Annotated in this window: 13 protein-coding genes; 8 read left to right on the top strand and 5 right to left on the bottom strand. The window is 63.7% G+C overall.

Annotated features, from left to right (window positions below):
- Nucleotides 1-67: 67 nt before the first annotated feature.
- Nucleotides 68-292, bottom strand: coding sequence for a hypothetical protein (locus tag ABIB95_RS44655; protein ID WP_354248865.1), 225 nt, complete (start codon nt 290-292; stop codon nt 68-70).
- Between the two features lie 307 nt (nt 293-599).
- Here ABIB95_RS44655 and ABIB95_RS44660 point away from each other — a divergent pair, with 307 nt between their 5' ends.
- The 6 genes from ABIB95_RS44660 to ABIB95_RS44685 all read left to right on the top strand — a co-directional run bounded on the left by ABIB95_RS44660 (nt 600) and on the right by ABIB95_RS44685 (nt 7,838).
- Nucleotides 600-1,421: an ABC transporter ATP-binding protein gene (locus tag ABIB95_RS44660; RefSeq protein WP_354114940.1), complete on the top strand. Its 822-nt coding sequence runs from the start codon at nt 600-602 to the stop codon at nt 1,419-1,421.
- Nucleotides 1,418-3,349: a long-chain fatty acid--CoA ligase gene (locus ABIB95_RS44665; protein WP_354248866.1), complete on the top strand. Its 1,932-nt coding sequence runs from the start codon at nt 1,418-1,420 to the stop codon at nt 3,347-3,349. The genes ABIB95_RS44660 and ABIB95_RS44665 overlap by 4 nt, the downstream gene beginning before the upstream one ends.
- Nucleotides 3,350-3,572: 223 nt before the next feature.
- Nucleotides 3,573-4,466, top strand: coding sequence for a branched-chain amino acid ABC transporter permease (locus ABIB95_RS44670; protein WP_014493866.1), 894 nt, complete (start codon nt 3,573-3,575; stop codon nt 4,464-4,466).
- 3 nt (nt 4,467-4,469) lie between these two features.
- Nucleotides 4,470-5,543, top strand: a complete 1,074-nt coding sequence (locus ABIB95_RS44675; RefSeq protein ID WP_071912027.1) for a branched-chain amino acid ABC transporter permease — start codon at nt 4,470-4,472, stop codon at nt 5,541-5,543.
- 46 nt (nt 5,544-5,589) lie between these two features.
- The gene (locus ABIB95_RS44680) at nt 5,590-6,873 is read left to right on the top strand and encodes an ABC transporter substrate-binding protein (RefSeq protein WP_354248867.1); all 1,284 of its coding nucleotides are present in this window, start codon (nt 5,590-5,592) and stop codon (nt 6,871-6,873) included.
- 125 nt (nt 6,874-6,998) lie between these two features.
- Complete coding sequence (locus ABIB95_RS44685; RefSeq protein ID WP_354248868.1) at nt 6,999-7,838, top strand: ABC transporter ATP-binding protein; 840 nt, start codon at nt 6,999-7,001, stop codon at nt 7,836-7,838.
- A gap of 3 nt (nt 7,839-7,841) precedes the next feature.
- Here the strand turns inward: ABIB95_RS44685 and ABIB95_RS44690 are convergent, their stop codons facing one another.
- Nucleotides 7,842-8,993 carry an AGE family epimerase/isomerase gene (locus ABIB95_RS44690; RefSeq protein ID WP_354248869.1) on the bottom strand — a complete coding sequence of 384 codons (1,152 nt, stop codon included), beginning with the start codon at nt 8,991-8,993 and terminating at the stop codon, nt 7,842-7,844.
- Between the two features lie 86 nt (nt 8,994-9,079).
- Between ABIB95_RS44690 and ABIB95_RS44695 the strand changes: the two genes are divergently transcribed.
- Nucleotides 9,080-10,303 (top strand): phenylacetate--CoA ligase family protein, encoded by a 1,224-nt coding sequence (locus ABIB95_RS44695; protein WP_354248870.1) that lies wholly within the window; start codon nt 9,080-9,082, stop codon nt 10,301-10,303.
- A 696-nt stretch (nt 10,304-10,999) separates the two neighbouring features.
- A complete protein-coding gene (locus ABIB95_RS44700; RefSeq protein ID WP_224517380.1) occupies nt 11,000-11,518 on the top strand; it encodes a D-glycero-alpha-D-manno-heptose-1,7-bisphosphate 7-phosphatase in 519 nt (172 codons plus the stop codon).
- A gap of 189 nt (nt 11,519-11,707) precedes the next feature.
- Here the strand turns inward: ABIB95_RS44700 and fcl are convergent, their stop codons facing one another.
- The 3 genes from fcl to ABIB95_RS44715 all read right to left on the bottom strand — a co-directional run bounded on the left by fcl (nt 11,708) and on the right by ABIB95_RS44715 (nt 15,769).
- Nucleotides 11,708-12,658, bottom strand: coding sequence for a GDP-L-fucose synthase (gene fcl / locus ABIB95_RS44705; RefSeq protein WP_502917945.1), 951 nt, complete (start codon nt 12,656-12,658; stop codon nt 11,708-11,710).
- Nucleotides 12,639-13,709, bottom strand: coding sequence for a GDP-mannose 4,6-dehydratase (gene gmd, locus ABIB95_RS44710; RefSeq protein WP_354248872.1), 1,071 nt, complete (start codon nt 13,707-13,709; stop codon nt 12,639-12,641). The genes fcl and gmd overlap by 20 nt, the downstream gene beginning before the upstream one ends.
- Before the next feature lie 1,121 nt (nt 13,710-14,830).
- Nucleotides 14,831-15,769 carry an NAD-dependent epimerase/dehydratase family protein gene (locus ABIB95_RS44715; protein ID WP_354248873.1) on the bottom strand — a complete coding sequence of 313 codons (939 nt, stop codon included), beginning with the start codon at nt 15,767-15,769 and terminating at the stop codon, nt 14,831-14,833.
- Nucleotides 15,770-15,784 lie beyond the last annotated feature (15 nt).

The following is a 15,784-nucleotide window of genomic DNA, read 5'->3' on the forward strand; positions in this document are numbered from 1 at the left end:
GACAAAGCCGAGCCCTTCGTCTGGACCAAGAAAAAGGTTCGTCAACGCCCCTTCAAAGGCCGCCGTATCACTCAGCTCTGATTCCGGGTACTAGGCCGCTCACCATGCCCGCCCAATAGCTGAACGTATCGCCGCGCATGAACACGGTCTCGCCGGTGCGGTAGGACCGTTCCGTGATCCCGGTGCGAGCGACCTCGATCTCCGCTTCCGTAAGCTCGCGCGACCAGGCGGCGACCCGCTTCAGTTGATCCTCTGAAATCATGATGCCGAAGCCAGCCGCACCGTTCGCCACCCAATCTCTCTGCTGCACTGCAACACGATCGCTTCGACCGCCATCCGACGAAAGATGAAGGCCACTCCCGCCTGAAAAAACTTTGTCGCAGAATTGTCAGGCGGGAGACATTTCAAAATAGCGCTTTCCCCTATTGAGGACCACCTTGGGCGATGCGGCTTTTAATCCCGATCGGGAGCAAGAGTGGCGCGGCGCCGGTCGAGACCAATAGCTGCATGGCCTCACCGGCACGGCCGTACTAGGATCGCCCGACAGGAACGGACGAAGAGCGCCGCTGAATGCGCCATCACCGGGAGGGATTTGTTTGGTGGCTACCAGTCTCGAAGTGCGCGGCGTGTCCTTGCGATTCGGCGGCGTCCGTGCGCTGACCGATGTCAGCTTTGCAATCAATGACGGCGAGCTGTTCTCGATCATCGGCCCCAACGGCGCCGGCAAGACCTCGATCGTGAATTGTATTTCCGGCCGCTACAAGCCGACCGAAGGCCAGCTGTTTTACCGGGGCCGCGACATCACAGGGCTGACGCCGAACGCGCGCCCCACGCTCGGCATCGGCCGCACCTTCCAGAATCTCGCCCTGTTCCACCACATGAGCGTGCTCGACAACATCATGGTCGGCCGCCATCACCTCCTGAAGAACAATTTCCTCACGGGATCGCTGTACTGGCTCACCGGCGCGCGCAAGGAAGAACTCGCGCACCGCCGCAAGGTCGAGGAGATCATCGACTTCCTCGACCTCCAGTCGGTGCGAAAGGCGCAAGCCGGCACCCTCTCCTACGGCCTGCGCAAGCGCGTCGAGCTCGCCCGTGCCATGGCGCTGGAGCCGCGCCTCATCCTCCTCGACGAGCCGATGGCCGGCATGAACTTCGAGGAGAAGGAGGACATGGCTCGCTACATCGTCGACCTCAACGAGGAGTTCGGGATGACGGTGGTGATGATCGAGCACGACATGGGCGTGGTGATGGACATCTCCCACCGCGTCATGGTGCTCGATTTCGGCCGCAAGATCGCCGAGGGCGATCCGGCCGCCGTGCTCGCCGATCCCCACGTCAGGCGCGCCTATCTCGGCGAGGAGGACGAGGTGCTGGTCGATCCGGACGATGCTCCGCCAGCGCAGGAGAGTGCGGCATGATGGATTACGCGGGCCGCGTCGCGCAGGCCAACACCTATCCGAAGATGCTGCGGCTCAATGCCAGGGAGCACGGCAACGAGATCGCGTTGCGCGAAAAGGATCTCGGGCTCTGGCGCGTCTTCACCTGGAATGACTACCACACCCGCGTACGCGACTTCGCGCTCGGCCTGATCGAATTGGGCTTGGGGCGCGAGGACGTCATCGGCATCATCGGCGACAACCGGCCGGACTGGGTCGCGGCGGAAGTGGCGACCCACGCCATCGGCGGCTTGAGCCTTGGGCTCTATCGCGACGTGCTGGACGAGGAAGCCTTATACCTCCTCAACTATGGCGAGGCGCAGGTCGTTTTCGCCGAGGACGAAGAGCAGGTCGACAAGCTGCTCGCGCTTGCCGAGCGCGTGCCGCGGCTGAAGCACATCATCTATTCCGATCCGCGCGGCATGCGGAAATATGACGATCCCAGACTGATGTCGGCGGAAGCGTTCGCCGAGCTCGGCCGCGGCCGCGCCGCGCGTGAGCCGGAGCTCTACGATCGCCTCGTCGATGCCACCAAGGGCGAGGATGTCGCGATTCTCTGCACCACGTCGGGCACCACCTCGCACCCGAAGCTCGCCATGCTCGCCGCCGGTCGCGTGCTCGGCCATTGCGCGACCTATCTCGCCTTCGATCCGAAGGGACCGGACGACGAATACGTCTCTGTGCTGCCGCTACCGTGGATCATGGAGCAGGTCTACGTGCTCGGCAAAGGCCTCTTGTGCCGGATGAAGATCAACTTCGTCGAAGAGCCTGATACGATGATGAACGATCTGCGCGAAATCGCGCCGACGTTCGTGCTGTTTGCGCCGCGCGTCTGGGAATCCATCGCCGCCGACGTCCGCGCCAAGGTGATGGACGCGACGCCTTTCAAGCAGCGCCTGTTCGACATCGGCATGAAAAGCGGCCTCGCCGCGCTCGCAGACGGCAAACGTTCGAGCTTTGCCGACGCAATCCTGTTCCACGCGCTCCGCGACCGTCTCGGCTTCACCCGCCTGCGTTCGGCCGCGACCGGCGGCGCGGCACTCGGCCCTGATACCTTCAAGTTCTTCCAGGCCATGGGCGTGCCGCTGCGCACGCTCTACGGCCAGACCGAACTGTTAGGGGCCTACACGCTGCATCCCGAGGGCAAGGTCGATCCCGACACGACAGGCGTACCGATGGCCGACAGCGTCGAGATCCGCATCGACAATGCCGACGTCCACGGCGTCGGCGAGATCGTGGTGCGACACCCCAACATGTTTCTCGGCTACTACAAGAGCCCCGAAGCAAGCGTTGCCGACATCAGGGACGGCTGGATGCTGTCCGGCGATGCCGGCTATTTCAACGCGAACCGCCAGCTCGTCGTCATCGACCGCATCAAGGACCTCGCCGAAACCTCGCGCGGCGAGCGCTTCTCGCCGCAGTTCATCGAGAACAAGCTGAAGTTCTCGCCCTATATCGCGGAGGCCGTGGTGCTGGGGGCCGGCCGCGACGCGCTCGCGGCGATGATCTGCATCCGTTACTCCATCATCTCGAAATGGGCGGAGAAGAGCCGGCTCTCGTTCACGACCTACAGCGACCTCGCCTCGCGGCCCGAGGTCTACGCGCTGCTCAAGAAGGAAGTCGAGACCGTCAACGCCACATTGCCGCCGGCGCAACGCATCTCGCGCTTCCTGCTGCTCTACAAGGAGCTCGACGCCGACGACGGCGAGCTCACCCGTACCCGAAAGGTGCGCCGCAGCGTCATCAACGAGAAATACGAAGGCATCATCAACGCGATCTACCGCGGCGACGCCGACATCCCCGTCGACACCGTGATCCGCTTCCAGGACGGCACCACGCAGCGCGTGCGAACGACGCTGCGCGTGGTGGATCTCGGCGGACATGGGCATATGGCGGAGGCCGCGGAGTGAACCTGCTTCGAACCGAGACCGCGCTGCCAGCCGATGCGCCCTCTCCCCCTGTGGGAGAGGGCATCTCCGCCGCTGGCCACACCCTCGCCCGGGTGAGGGGTCCTCTCTCCGCACCGTCGCTGCCAAGAGAACCCCTCACCCGGCTTCGCTTCGCGAAGCCACCCTCTCCCACAAGGGGAGAGGGTGCACCGTCATCGCTTCTGCATTTTGCGCGGACATCGACATGAACACCGCCTTCCTCATCCAGCTCCTGGTCAACGGCCTCGTGGTCGGCACGCTCTATGGCGTGGTCGCGATGTCGTTCGTGCTGATCTACAAGGCGACGCAGGTCGTCAACTTCGCGCAAGGCGAACTGCTGCTGGTCGGCGCCTGGGTGTGCTGGGCGCTGCTTGCGAAGTACCAGGTGCCATTCTGGATCGGCATGCCGATGACGCTGGTGTTCATGTTCGTATTCGGCATCGCGATCCAGGTCCTGATCCTGAGACCGATGATCGGCGAACCCATCATCTCGGTGATCATGGTGACGATCGGCCTCTCGACCGTGCTCCAGGCCACGCTGAAATGGATGTTCGGCGTCAATCCGCAACCGTTCCCGCGCGTGTTCGAGAGCCAGTCGGTCAGCCTGCTCGGGCTTCAGATCCAGACCGTCTATGTCATGAGCCTCGTGGTCTCGGTCGCGATGATGATCGGCATGGCCTGGTTCTTCCGCGCCTCCAAATACGGCCTCGCGATGCGCGCCACCGCGTTCAACCAGCAGGTCGCGCAGTCGCTCGGCATCTCCGTCAAGAGCGTGTTCGCGATGGCGTGGGCGATCTCCGCGACAGTGTCGGCGGTCGCGGGCGTGGTGGTCGCCGTCGTCAACGGCGTGTCCTCGGGACTTGCGGCCTACGGCATCAAGGTGTTCCCGGCGGCGATCCTCGGCGGGCTCGATTCCGTCGGCGGCGCCGTGCTCGGCGGCATCATCATCGGCTTGCTCGAGAACATCGCGCAATATGTCGACAGCGAGTATCTGCACTGGGGCAATCTCTACGAGATCGCACCGTTCTACGTCCTCATCATCGTGCTGATGATCAAGCCCTACGGCCTGTTCGGCACCCACGACATCGAGCGGATCTGATCCATGGCCGGCCCTGCCCTCATCCCTGCTGGTGATTTCCGCACCTCCTACGCGGCGGACACCACGATCTTCCCGACCACGACCAGCCGCAACTTTGCGATCATCGGCGTGCTGTTGCTCTGCCTCGTGCCGCAACTCCTTGGCGGGTACTGGCTCAGCATCCTGATCCAGATCGGCATCTTCTCGATCGCGGCGCTCGGCCTCAACATCCTGGTCGGCTTCACCGGCCAGATCTCGATCGGCCATGCCGCCTTTTTCCTGCTCGGCGCCTTCACTTCGGCCTACATCTCCAACAACGCGCCGATCCCGGTGTTCTTCGCGATCCCGCTTGCGGGCGTCGTCACCGCGCTGGTCGGGCTGATCTTCGGCATCCCGGCGGCGCGACTGAAGGGACTCTACCTCGTCATCGCAACGCTGGCGGCGCAATACATCCTGCTCGACTTCTTCTCCCGCGCAGAGTGGTTCACCGGGGGCTCGGTGCCCGCCAGCGCCAATCCGTTCTCGATCTTCGGCTTCACGCTGCGCGGCGACAGACAGTATTTCTATGTCGTGCTGGCCTATGTGGTCGCGAGCTACGTCCTCGTCACCAATCTGATGCGCACACGCGACGGCCGTGCGCTGGTGGCGATCCGCGACCATTATCTCTCCGCCGAGATCATGGGCATCAACCTCACCAAATACCGCACGCTGTCGTTTGGGCTGGCCGCCTTCTTCGCCGGCATCGCCGGCGCGCTTTATGCCCACTACCAGCTCGTGGTCTCGCAGGAGGGTTTCGGCATCGAGCGCTCGATCCTGTTCCTCGCCATGATCATCATCGGCGGCACCGGTTCGATCATGGGCACGCTGATGGGCACCGCCTTCGTGGTGCTGCTGCCCGAGACGATGGAATTCATCAGCCTGTACCTGAAGGGCGGCGCGATCGACAAGGCGCTGTCCCTCAACACCAACATCACCTTCCTGCGCGAGATCGCGATCGGAGTGATCATCATCGCGTTCCTGATGTTCGAGCCGGACGGGCTTGCCCATCGCTGGCGGCAGATCAAGGCGTACTGGAAACTCTACCCGTTCTCGCATTGAGCACGGGCAACTTTCTAACCAACGAAGAAACAGGAGGAGGCAACCAATGAAGACAAAATCCCTTTTGAGCACCGCATCGCTCGCGCTGGCGATCGCCGCATTCTCGGCCGGCGCGCAGGCGCAGATCGCGATCGGCCATCTCGCCGATTATTCCGGCGGCACCTCCGACGTCGGCACGCCCTACGGCCAGGCCGTCGCCGACACCTTCGCCTGGGTCAACAAGAACGGCGGCGTCGGCGGCAAGCAGCTCAACGTCGATACCAACGACTACGGCTACCAGGTGCCGCGCGCGATCGCGCTCTACAAGAAATGGTCGGCGCCGGACTCCAAGGTCGCCGCGATCATGGGCTGGGGCACCGCGGACACCGAAGCGCTGACCGGCTTCCTCGCCCAGGACAAGATCCCCGACCTCTCCGGCTCCTATGCCGCCGCGCTGACCGATCCCGAAGGCGTCAGCGGCAAGGCCAAGCCCGCGCCTTACAATTTCTTCTATGGCCCGAGCTATTCGGACTCGCTGCGCGCGATGCTGATGTGGGCGGCCGAGGACTGGAAGGCCAAGGGCAAGCCCGGCAAGCCAAAGTTCGTGCACATGGGCGCCAACCACCCCTATCCGAACGCGCCGAAGGCCGCAGGCGAAGCCATGGCGCAGGAGCTCGGCTTTGAGGTGCTGCCGCCGCTGGTGTTCGCGCTCACACCGGGTGACTACAGCGCGCAGTGCCTGAGCCTGAAATCCTCCGGTGCCAACTACGCCTATCTCGGCAACACCGCGGCTTCCAACATCTCCGTCCTGAAGGCCTGCAAGACCGCCGGCGTCGAGATCCAGTTCCTCGGCAATGTCTGGGGCATGGACGAGAACGCCGCCAAGACCGCCGGCGATGCCGCCAACGGCGTGATCTTCCCGCTGCGCACCGCGGTGAGTTGGGGCGGCGATGCGCCCGGCATGAAGACGGTGATGGAGATCTCGAAGATGTCCGACCCCACCGGCAAGGTCTACCGGCCGGTGCATTACATCGCGGCGGTCTGCTCGGCGCTCTACATGAGGGAGGCGCTCGACTGGGCTGCCAAGAACGGCGGGGCGACCGGCGACAACGTCGTGAAGGGCTTCTACCAGAAGAAGGACTGGGTGCCGTCGGGCATGGAAGGCGTCTGCAATGCCTCGACCTGGACCGACAAGGACCACCGCGGCACGCTGAAGGTCGACCTCTATCGCACCAAGATCGCGGGCGCGACCGACGGCGACCTCAACGACCTCATGGCCAAGGGCACGATCAAGCTCGAGAAAGTCAAGACCATCGAGCTGCCGCGCAAGCCGGAACTGCTGGGGTGGTGAGCGCAATCTCCGACGTCATGGCCGGGCTTGTCCCGGCCATCCACGTCTGACCACTCGGCATGAAGAACGTGGATGCCCGGGACAAGCCCGCGCATGACGACAGTAGCAGATTGGCGGCATACCCAATGACCGAAATCATCGAAGCATCTCGCCCCACTCCCACCGCCGTGCCCGCACCGCCCCTCCTCGCCGTCCGCAACATCGAGGTCGTCTATGACGACGTCATCCTGGTGCTGCGCGGCCTCAGCCTCGACGTGCCCAAGGGCGCGATCGTGGCGTTGTTGGGGGCCAACGGCGCCGGCAAGTCGACGACGCTGAAGGCGATCTCGGGGCTGCTCAAGACCGAGGACGGCGAGGTCACGCGTGGCGAGATCCTGTTCGAGGGCTCCGCCATCGCCGGCATCGATCCCGACAAGATCGTGCGGCGCGGCATCTTCCAGGTGATGGAGGGCAGGCGCATCGTCGCCGACATGACGTCGCTCGAAAACCTCAAGCTCGGCGCCTTCACCCGCAGGGACCGCAAGGTCGATGCCGATCTCGACATGGTCTTCAACTATTTCCCGCGGCTGAAGGAGCGCACCGGCCTTGCCGGTTATCTCTCAGGCGGCGAGCAGCAGATGCTCGCGATCGGCCGCGCGCTGATGGCGCGGCCGAAGATGATCTTGATGGATGAGCCGTCGATGGGCCTGTCGCCGCTGCTGGTGAAAGAGGTGTTCTCGATCATCCAGAAGATCAACCGCGACCTCGGCGTCACCATCCTGCTGGTCGAGCAGAACGCCCGCGCCGCGCTGTCGGTGGCGAGCCACGGCTACATCATGGAGCAGGGCAAGGTGGTGCTCGACGGCACCGCGGACGAACTGCGCGACAACGAGGACGTCAAGGAGTTCTACCTCGGCGGCGCCGGCGATCAGCGCAAGAGCTTCAAGAACCTCAAGAGTTTCAAGCGGCGCAAACGGTGGCTGTGAAACTCAGCTCAGCACCTGCTCCGCTTCCGTGACTGCGCAGAGAACATGATAGAACGACGACGCAGGAATGGTGTCGACCAGCGATTTGCCGTCGCGATCGAACTGGTCGTACCAGCCGCCCTTCACGGGATGGCTGAGATAATGCCGTTCGAGCCGCACCAGCGCCGCGCGCGCCTCGTCCGCAGCGCCCGCCTCGCCGGACTCGGCCTGCGCGATCCACGCCTTGGCCATCTCGGTCTGCGGCCACAGCCGGCGCGTGCTGCGACGGATGTTGCCGCTGGCATCGCCCTCGTCGACCAGGCACCCCGTGGCCTCGTCGCGATAGCGCAGCGCGGTCGCGAGCAGTTCGGCGCGACGCTGTCCGGTCGGGCAACCCGTGATGCGTTCAAACCCTTTCAGCAGCCAGACCCACTCGGCCTGATGGCCGGGCTCGACGCTGACCGGCTCGATCTTGGACCAGTCCTCCTCGAAATACTCCGTCAGGATCCGCTTCTGCTTGTCGTAGAGATTGGCGAGGAACAGCGCGAAGAACTCGCCGGCGCGGTTCTGGAACGACAGGTCGTGGGTCGCATCGAAGCACGCGATCATCGCCTCGAACAGATGCATGTGCGGGTTCTGCCGGCGCGGCAGCGAGACCGGCAGGCCTTCATGCACGCCGCCATGCGGCGAGCGCAGATGGCCGTCAAGGAAGGCGAGCAGCGCATCGATCTCGGCGCGAATTTGCGCATCCTGGTCGAGCCCGTAGACGGCCGCGAGCGCAAACAGGATGAAGGCGTGGTCGTAAGCATCGCGTCGGCCGTCCAGCACGGCGCCGTCCGGCGTCAGCCGGTGCACGTAGCCAGGCCGGCCGTCGGGCGCCTTCGCTTTGCTGAGCAGATGCTCCAGCCCCTTCAGCGCGATGGCGCGCGCCCCAGGGTACCAGCCCATCTGCGCCGCCTTGGCGTAACAATAGATCTGGCGCGCCTGCACGAGCACGCGCCGCGGTGCGGCCGTGTCGGCCGTGCCGTCACGGTGCAGCCGGTCGACGAAACCGCCTGCCGCATCGTCCCAGCCGACGGACGACCACAGCGGCAGCGCCTCGTCGATCATGCGGCGCTTCAGGCGCGCGACGACGTCCGCCGCCTCGTCCGCCACAATGATGCCTTCGTCCGCCATCGCGTCCCCTCCACGCCTCGACACTGGCCGTCTGATACCCATGCCAGCGGCGGCGTGCAACGGATGCCAACCCGGAAAGACCAGCCATGACCGCCCATTACGACGCCCGCGAGACGCGCGAACCGGCCGTGCGCGAGGCGGAGCTGTTCTCCCGCCTGCCGGACGTGCTGCGCGGCGCGATGGCCGCGCCCGCCTATGCCGAACGGCTGAAGGGCATAGATCCGGCCGCCGTGACCTCCAGGGCGGCGCTGGCGGGCCTGCCGGTGCTGCGCAAGTCGGAGCTGCCGGCCTTGCACAAGGCCTCAGCGCCCTTCGGCGGCTTCGTGCCGGCAGCCCCGGGATCGTTCGCCCGCCTCTTCACCTCTCCCGGTCCGATCTTCGAGCCTGAAGGGCGGCAGGCCGATCCCTGGCGCGGTGCGCGGGCGCTGTTCGCGGCCGGGTTCCGCCCCGATGACATCGTGCTCAACACCTTCAGCTACCACCTGACCCCCGGCGGCTTCATCTTCGATGCCTCGGCCCGCGCGCTCGGCTGCGCGGTGATCCCGGCCGGCCCCGGCAATACCGAGCAGCAATTCGAGCTGATCGAGGCCTACCGCCCTGTCGGCTACAGCGGCACGCCGGACTTTCTGAAGATCCTGCTCGATGCCGCCGCAAGCTCGGGGCGCGACGTCTCATCGATCAAGCGCGCGCTGGTCTCGGGTGCGGCCTTCCCGCCCTCGCTCCAGGCCGAGATCAAGGCACGCGGCATCGACGCCTACCAGGCCTTCGGCACCGCCGACCTCGGCCTCATCGCCTTCGAGACCGAGGCGCGTGAGGGCATGGTCGTGAACGAGGATCTGATCATGGAGATCGTCAAGCCCGGCACCGGCGATCCCGTCTCGCCGGGCGACGTCGGCGAGATCGTGGTGACCTCGCTCGATCCGCACCATCCCTGGATCCGCCTCGCGCTCGGCGACCTCACCGCGGTGTTGCCGGGTCCGAGCAAATGCGGCCGCACCAACATGCGCATCAAGGGCTGGATGGGCCGCGCCGACCAGACCACCAAGGTCAAGGGCATGTTCGTCCGACCGGAGCAGGTCGCCGAGATCGGCAAGCGCCATGCCGCGCTCGGCCGCCTGCGCCTCGTCGTCATGCGCCAGGGCGAGGCCGATGCGATGACGCTGCGAGCGGAAACTGCGGCCGCGAGCGACGCCCTGCGCGAGGAAATTGCAGGCACCTTGCGCGCGGTGACGAAACTCGGCGGCAATGTCGAACTGGTCAGCCCGGGCGCCCTGCCGAACGACGGCAAGGTGATCGCGGACGAGCGGTAAGTGCTTAAACCCCAATTCCCTGGTATTAGGGAATTCTGCGCGAAATCGGTGCAAATCGGCAGGCGCGACGACATATGCTCTCGCGGTCCCTCGCTGGCATGGACGCGCGTCGGTCGTTGTTGGCGGCAGGGATATTAAGGCACGTGGAATCTAAGCCGTAGTGCGCGCTCCTCGGTTAGGCATAGGAACGGCCTGTCAGAGTTGCCGCTAGGCAATTCCTGTACATTCGCCTCTCAAGCGCATCGTCACAGGACGAGCGTCGTCGATGACAAACCCGTCGAACTCACCGTTGTGCCGATCATAGTGACAGTTGCGATTGTCGCCCTTATTTCGTGGCGCGTCCAAAAATTGCTGAGATTGCGGGGTCGATCGGACGACCCCAACAAAGGCTGTCATTCCATCCGCTCGCATCAAGAGGCGCGCGCTACTCTCCGGGCGATTCGGTGCTCAGATTCGCCCCTTCGACAGGGACCCGCGTATTCCCGCTCCCAAGGCGTATTTTGTTTTCCAAATACTCCCGAACCCAAGCGTGCGTTGCGATCAGCGGACTCAGAACTCAAGTGAAAGGCACCGGGTCGATGAACGCCCGCGGCCTGAAGCAACGGAAAGGTAATCGCGGACTACAGCTCCGCCATCAGATTCGGGTCCTTGACAAACCACTTGTGAGGAGAGACTACAACTTATCAGGGGCGGCAGATGACAGCGACAATGTTTCGCCCGGCAGTCTTTTTCGACCGCGATGGCGTACTCAATCACGATCACGGTTATGTCTTCGAGGCGAGCAAGTTCGCGTGGAAGGACGGCGCCCGTGAAGCGGTCAAGCTCGTCAACGACGCGGGCTATTTTGCCTTTGTCGTCACCAACCAGTCGGGTGTGGCCCGCGGATTCTTCGAGGAGAGCGACGTCCAAACTCTCCATCGCTGGATCACAAAGGAGCTGGCAGTGATCGGCGCGCACATCGACGCATTTGAATACTGTCCCGACCATCCCGAAGCCGCTATCGAGCGCTATCGCCGCGTAAGCGACCGTCGCAAGCCCGCCCCTGGCATGATTACCGACCTCCTCAAGCGCTTTCCCGTGGTTGCGGACAGAAGCATCCTGATCGGCGACAAGCCAAGCGACCTGGAGGCGGCCGAAGCTGCGGGCATCCAGGGCCTATTGTTTCAGAACGGAAACCTCGAGGCGTTCGTGCGGCAAGCGCTCTCCTTGCGTTGAGCGTGGGTGGTCCAACTCAGGCGCAGACTTAGGAACGACATCAGCCAGCGGCGTGTCGTGCGAGTTGGAAGAACGAACTTCTAACGAAGCTGCTGGAAGTCGTGGGCCACGTGTCGAAACAGTGGTGCGCGATTGTGCGCCCCCTAGTCGGGCCGCTCAAACGGGTGGCGATCGATCAATTCTTGAGATCTATCGCTTCTCAGCAACTGACAAGTAAGCCTCATGAGCGCGCCGAATTCCATCCTCGAGCGAGGTTTTCGCACGCCAGCCGAGCTTTTCGAGACGGCTGACGTCGAGCAGCTTGCGCGGTGTGCCGTCGGGACGCGAGGTGTCGAAACTGATCTCGCCGCCGTAACCGACGATGGCGGCCACGACGCGCGCGAACTCGGCGATGGTGATGTCCTCGCCGGTGCCGATGTTGACCAGCTCCGCGCTCGAATAGGTCTTCATCAGGTGCACGCAGGCATCCGCCATGTCGTCGACATAGAGGAACTCGCGCCGGGGCGTGCCGGTGCCCCACACGATGACGCTCTTTGCGCCTGCGACTTTCGCCTCGTGGAAGCGGCGGATCAGAGCGGCGACGACGTGGCTCAGCTCGGGGTGATAGTTATCGCCGGGCCCGTACAGATTGGTCGGCATCACGCTGATGAAGTCGCTGCCATACTGGCTGCGATAGGCCTCCGCCATCTTGATGCCGGCGATCTTGGCGATCGCATAGGGCTCATTGGTCGGCTCCAGCGGGCCTGATAGCACGGAATCCTCGCGCAAGGGCTGCGGCGCCAGCTTCGGATAGATGCAGGACGAGCCCAGAAACATCAGCTTCTCGGCGCCGTTGAGATGCGCGGCCTGGATCACGTTCGCGGCAATCGCGATGTTGTCGTAGATGAACTCGGCACGCAGCGTGTTGTTGGCGACGATGCCGCCGACCTTGGCCGCGGCGAGGAAGATCACTTGCGGCCGCGCTTTCGCGAACCAGTCGAACACGGCGGCCTGGTTGCAGAGATCGACCTCGCGCCGGTCGACCGTGACGAGGTTCACCTCCTCCCGCGCCAGCCGGCGCACCAGCGCGGCTCCGACCATGCCGCGATGGCCGGCGACATAGACGCTTTTGCCCCTCAGCTCAAACGGTGCGTTTGCCACTGGCCGCATCCCGTTTTGCCTCCGCCAGGTCGCTCGTCATCATCTCCTCGACGAGCTGGGCGAAGCTGCGCTTCGGCGTCCAGCCGAGCACCTCGCGCGCCTTGCTGGCGTCGCCGACGAGGAGATCGACCTCGGTCGGACGGAAATAGGTCGGATCGATCTTCACCACGGTCTTGCCGCTCGTCTCATCGACGCCGGTCTCCTCGACGCCCTTGCCGCGCCAGGCGATGCGGCGGCCGACATGCGCAAAGGACAGCTCGACCATCTCGCGCACCGAGCGCATCTCGCCGGTGGCGAGCACAAAGTCGTCGGGCCTGTCGGCCTGCAGAATTTTGTGCATGCCCTCGACATAGTCCCTGGCATGACCCCAGTCGCGCTTGGCTTCGAGATTGCCGAGATAGAGCGTCTGTTCCAGCCCGACCTCGATGCGCGCGACGCCGCGGGTGATCTTGCGGGTCACAAAGGTCTCGCCGCGGATCGGGCTCTCATGGTTGAACAGGATGCCGTTCGACGCGAACATGCCGTAGGCTTCGCGGTAATTCACCGTGATCCAGTAGCCGTAGAGTTTTGCAACGCCATAGGGCGAGCGCGGATAGAACGGCGTCGTCTCCTTCTGCGGGATCTCCTGCACGAGGCCGTAGAGCTCGGAGGTCGAGGCCTGGTAGAACCGCGTCTCCTTCTCCATGCCGAGGATGCGGATCGCTTCCAACAGGCGCAGCACGCCGATGGCGTCGGCGTTGGCGGTGTATTCCGGGCTCTCGAAGCTGACGGCGACGTGGCTTTGGGCTGCGAGATTGTAGATCTCGGTCGGCCGGATCTGCTGCACCAGGCGGATCAAATTGGTCGAATCCGTCATGTCGCCATAGTGCATCAGGAACGGCACGTTGCCGACATGCGGGTCCTGGTAGAGGTGATCGACGCGCGCGGTGTTGAACGAGGACGAGCGCCGCTTGACGCCGTGCACGACATAGCCGAGCGACAGCAAATATTCGGCGAGATAGGCGCCGTCCTGGCCGGTCACGCCGGTGATGAGAGCCACCCGCTTCGTCATACTTTCCTTTTTCCCACAGTTCAGGTGAGCGCGCAGCGAGCAATCATAAGGTGCGGCTGATACCATTTGGACATTGCAGGCGCCTCGTCAAGCTTGGGTCACCGCAAGAAACATGCGAGCGAGAACAAGAAAAGAAGGCTGAAAGCTTGAAGGTTACGCCCGCAACGGATGCATTCGGATCAAGTTAGGTTTTTTCGAGCCAAGAGGAATATGTTCCCAAGAGAATTTAACCGCAGCCAGACTAGCATACCCGTGACTCGCGGGAGTGAATTGCTAACACGCCATTACACAACCGGAACGGCCTACCCAAACTGGCCACTAAGAAATCTAGTGCTGGCATTCGGGAAACGGTGCGGGTAGCACAAGTGTCATGCCGGTTCAACAAATTGTCTTCAACGGACCTGCTCCGATCATTCAATTTCGGTAGCAGCTTCTCTGACGGCGTCAGTTACGGGGTTGTGAATCAACGAAAGGAGTTCTTCCGTTCGGCGATCGTCTGAATGTGATTTGGCCCCGGGGCGTTGCGGCCGGTAGATAACGAAGTCCGAGGTGAGCGAAAAGCGAGATTCGACCGGACGACTGCGATGAACGTCTCCCTGGGCTGATGGACGAGTTGTTGCGCGGCCCCGACTTGATGGAGCCACAATGAGCGAACGCACCACGCCCCCTTCGCCAGATGGAACGCCGTGACATCTAGAGCAAGATTGGAGCGCAGCGCCAAGGTCACTAAGCTCAATCAAGATACATTCATGGTTCAGCGTTGACCCTACATCGAATATGCTCCCTAAGTCACCACCCGTGCGAAGGCGCGAAAACAGCCCTAGAATATTGATGATTTGCTCGTCGAGCCCAACGCACGCCGAATGCGGGGATGAGTGGAGCATTGGGACGAACTACTTCTCCGTCAACCGCGCGTGATAGCGCGCTTCGTCCCAGTCCAATATCCAGCACTCCATGCCGGACATCCTCTCAAGGAGGGTGGGCGTTCACTGCAGCGAGCCTCGACACCTGTCTCTTGCCAGGCGGCGGATCGGATGCACTTTTGCGGCCGATCCTGGCCTAAGGAACTTGCCGGGAGCAAAGCGTAGCAGCTGCCGAACCACGCCTTGTTGGGCAGTTGTCTAGGACGAGGCCGATCGGCCGACGGCCAGCCGCAATCCCTCGGTCATGCTGAGCGGTGGCGTCCAGCCGGTCGACAGCGTGGCGGACGTATCAACTTCCATGGAGCCCAACAGGCTGTGGCGCAGTTCGGGCCGCATCACCCTTAGAGCAAGTGCCAACACCATCGAGGGCACCGGCAACAGGATGGCGGTCCGGTTCATCGCCTCGCCGATCCGGCGAACGAAAGCGGGGGTCGAGATCTGCTCGTCGTCCGCGACCAGATAGACCCGGTGCGTAGGCGCCACCTGCAAAGCGACCAAATGCGCAACAAAGGACGCGAGATTCTGCACGCTGACGAACGCCCGCTTGTTATCGACGAGGCCAAGTGGAAGGGGGATCCGCCGCCTGATCACGCCGACGAGGTGACGAAAATTGCCGAGCGCCTCGCGCCCATACACCAACGGCGGACGCACCACAGCCACCCGCATCTTGGATTGGGCTGCTATGCGCTGCAGGGCAGCCTCCGCCGCAGCCTTGGACTGTCCGTAGACCCCGCGCGGCACCACTGCGTCGTCCGGCGTGAACGCCCCTCGCCCATCGGTCGAGCTTCCGTTGACCAGAATCGTACTCAGGAACACGAACGTGGACACCCCCGCCCGCTCGGCGGCATGGGCCAGTTGTATCGTGCCCTGGGTATTCACCGCGTCGTACAGCTCAGCGGCACGCTCTTCGTTGGGGTGGTGCACCCGGGCGGCTAGATGGACCACCGCGTCCACTCCCGCAAGCGCTGCGTCCCAATCGGTGGTCGGTCCAATCGAACCGACCACGACATCGTTCTCTCTGGCCAGCCCGGCGCGCAGCGCCCGGCGCACGAGGTAACCGCGGCTCTCGAGCAATGGGACGAGGTTGCGTCCGATAAATCCGGATGCGCCGGTAACGAGGACGACCGGTTGATTCATAGCGATGCGTGCTCC

This window comes from Bradyrhizobium sp. LA2.1, assembly GCF_040547725.1.
Taxonomy (GTDB): domain Bacteria; phylum Pseudomonadota; class Alphaproteobacteria; order Rhizobiales; family Xanthobacteraceae; genus Bradyrhizobium; species Bradyrhizobium barranii.

Coding starts and splice junctions, on each gene's coding strand:
- ABIB95_RS44665 (WP_354248866.1), top strand. CDS start 1,418: ATGATGGATTACGCGGGCCGCGTCGCGCAGGCCAACACCTATCCGAAG.
- ABIB95_RS44670 (WP_014493866.1), top strand. CDS start 3,573: ATGAACACCGCCTTCCTCATCCAGCTCCTGGTCAACGGCCTCGTGGTC.
- ABIB95_RS44675 (WP_071912027.1), top strand. CDS start 4,470: ATGGCCGGCCCTGCCCTCATCCCTGCTGGTGATTTCCGCACCTCCTAC.
- ABIB95_RS44680 (WP_354248867.1), top strand. CDS start 5,590: ATGAAGACAAAATCCCTTTTGAGCACCGCATCGCTCGCGCTGGCGATC.
- ABIB95_RS44685 (WP_354248868.1), top strand. CDS start 6,999: ATGACCGAAATCATCGAAGCATCTCGCCCCACTCCCACCGCCGTGCCC.
- ABIB95_RS44690 (WP_354248869.1), bottom strand. CDS start 8,993: ATGGCGGACGAAGGCATCATTGTGGCGGACGAGGCGGCGGACGTCGTC.
- ABIB95_RS44695 (WP_354248870.1), top strand. CDS start 9,080: ATGACCGCCCATTACGACGCCCGCGAGACGCGCGAACCGGCCGTGCGC.
- ABIB95_RS44700 (WP_224517380.1), top strand. CDS start 11,000: ATGACAGCGACAATGTTTCGCCCGGCAGTCTTTTTCGACCGCGATGGC.
- gmd (WP_354248872.1), bottom strand. CDS start 13,709: ATGACGAAGCGGGTGGCTCTCATCACCGGCGTGACCGGCCAGGACGGC.
- ABIB95_RS44715 (WP_354248873.1), bottom strand. CDS start 15,769: ATGAATCAACCGGTCGTCCTCGTTACCGGCGCATCCGGATTTATCGGA.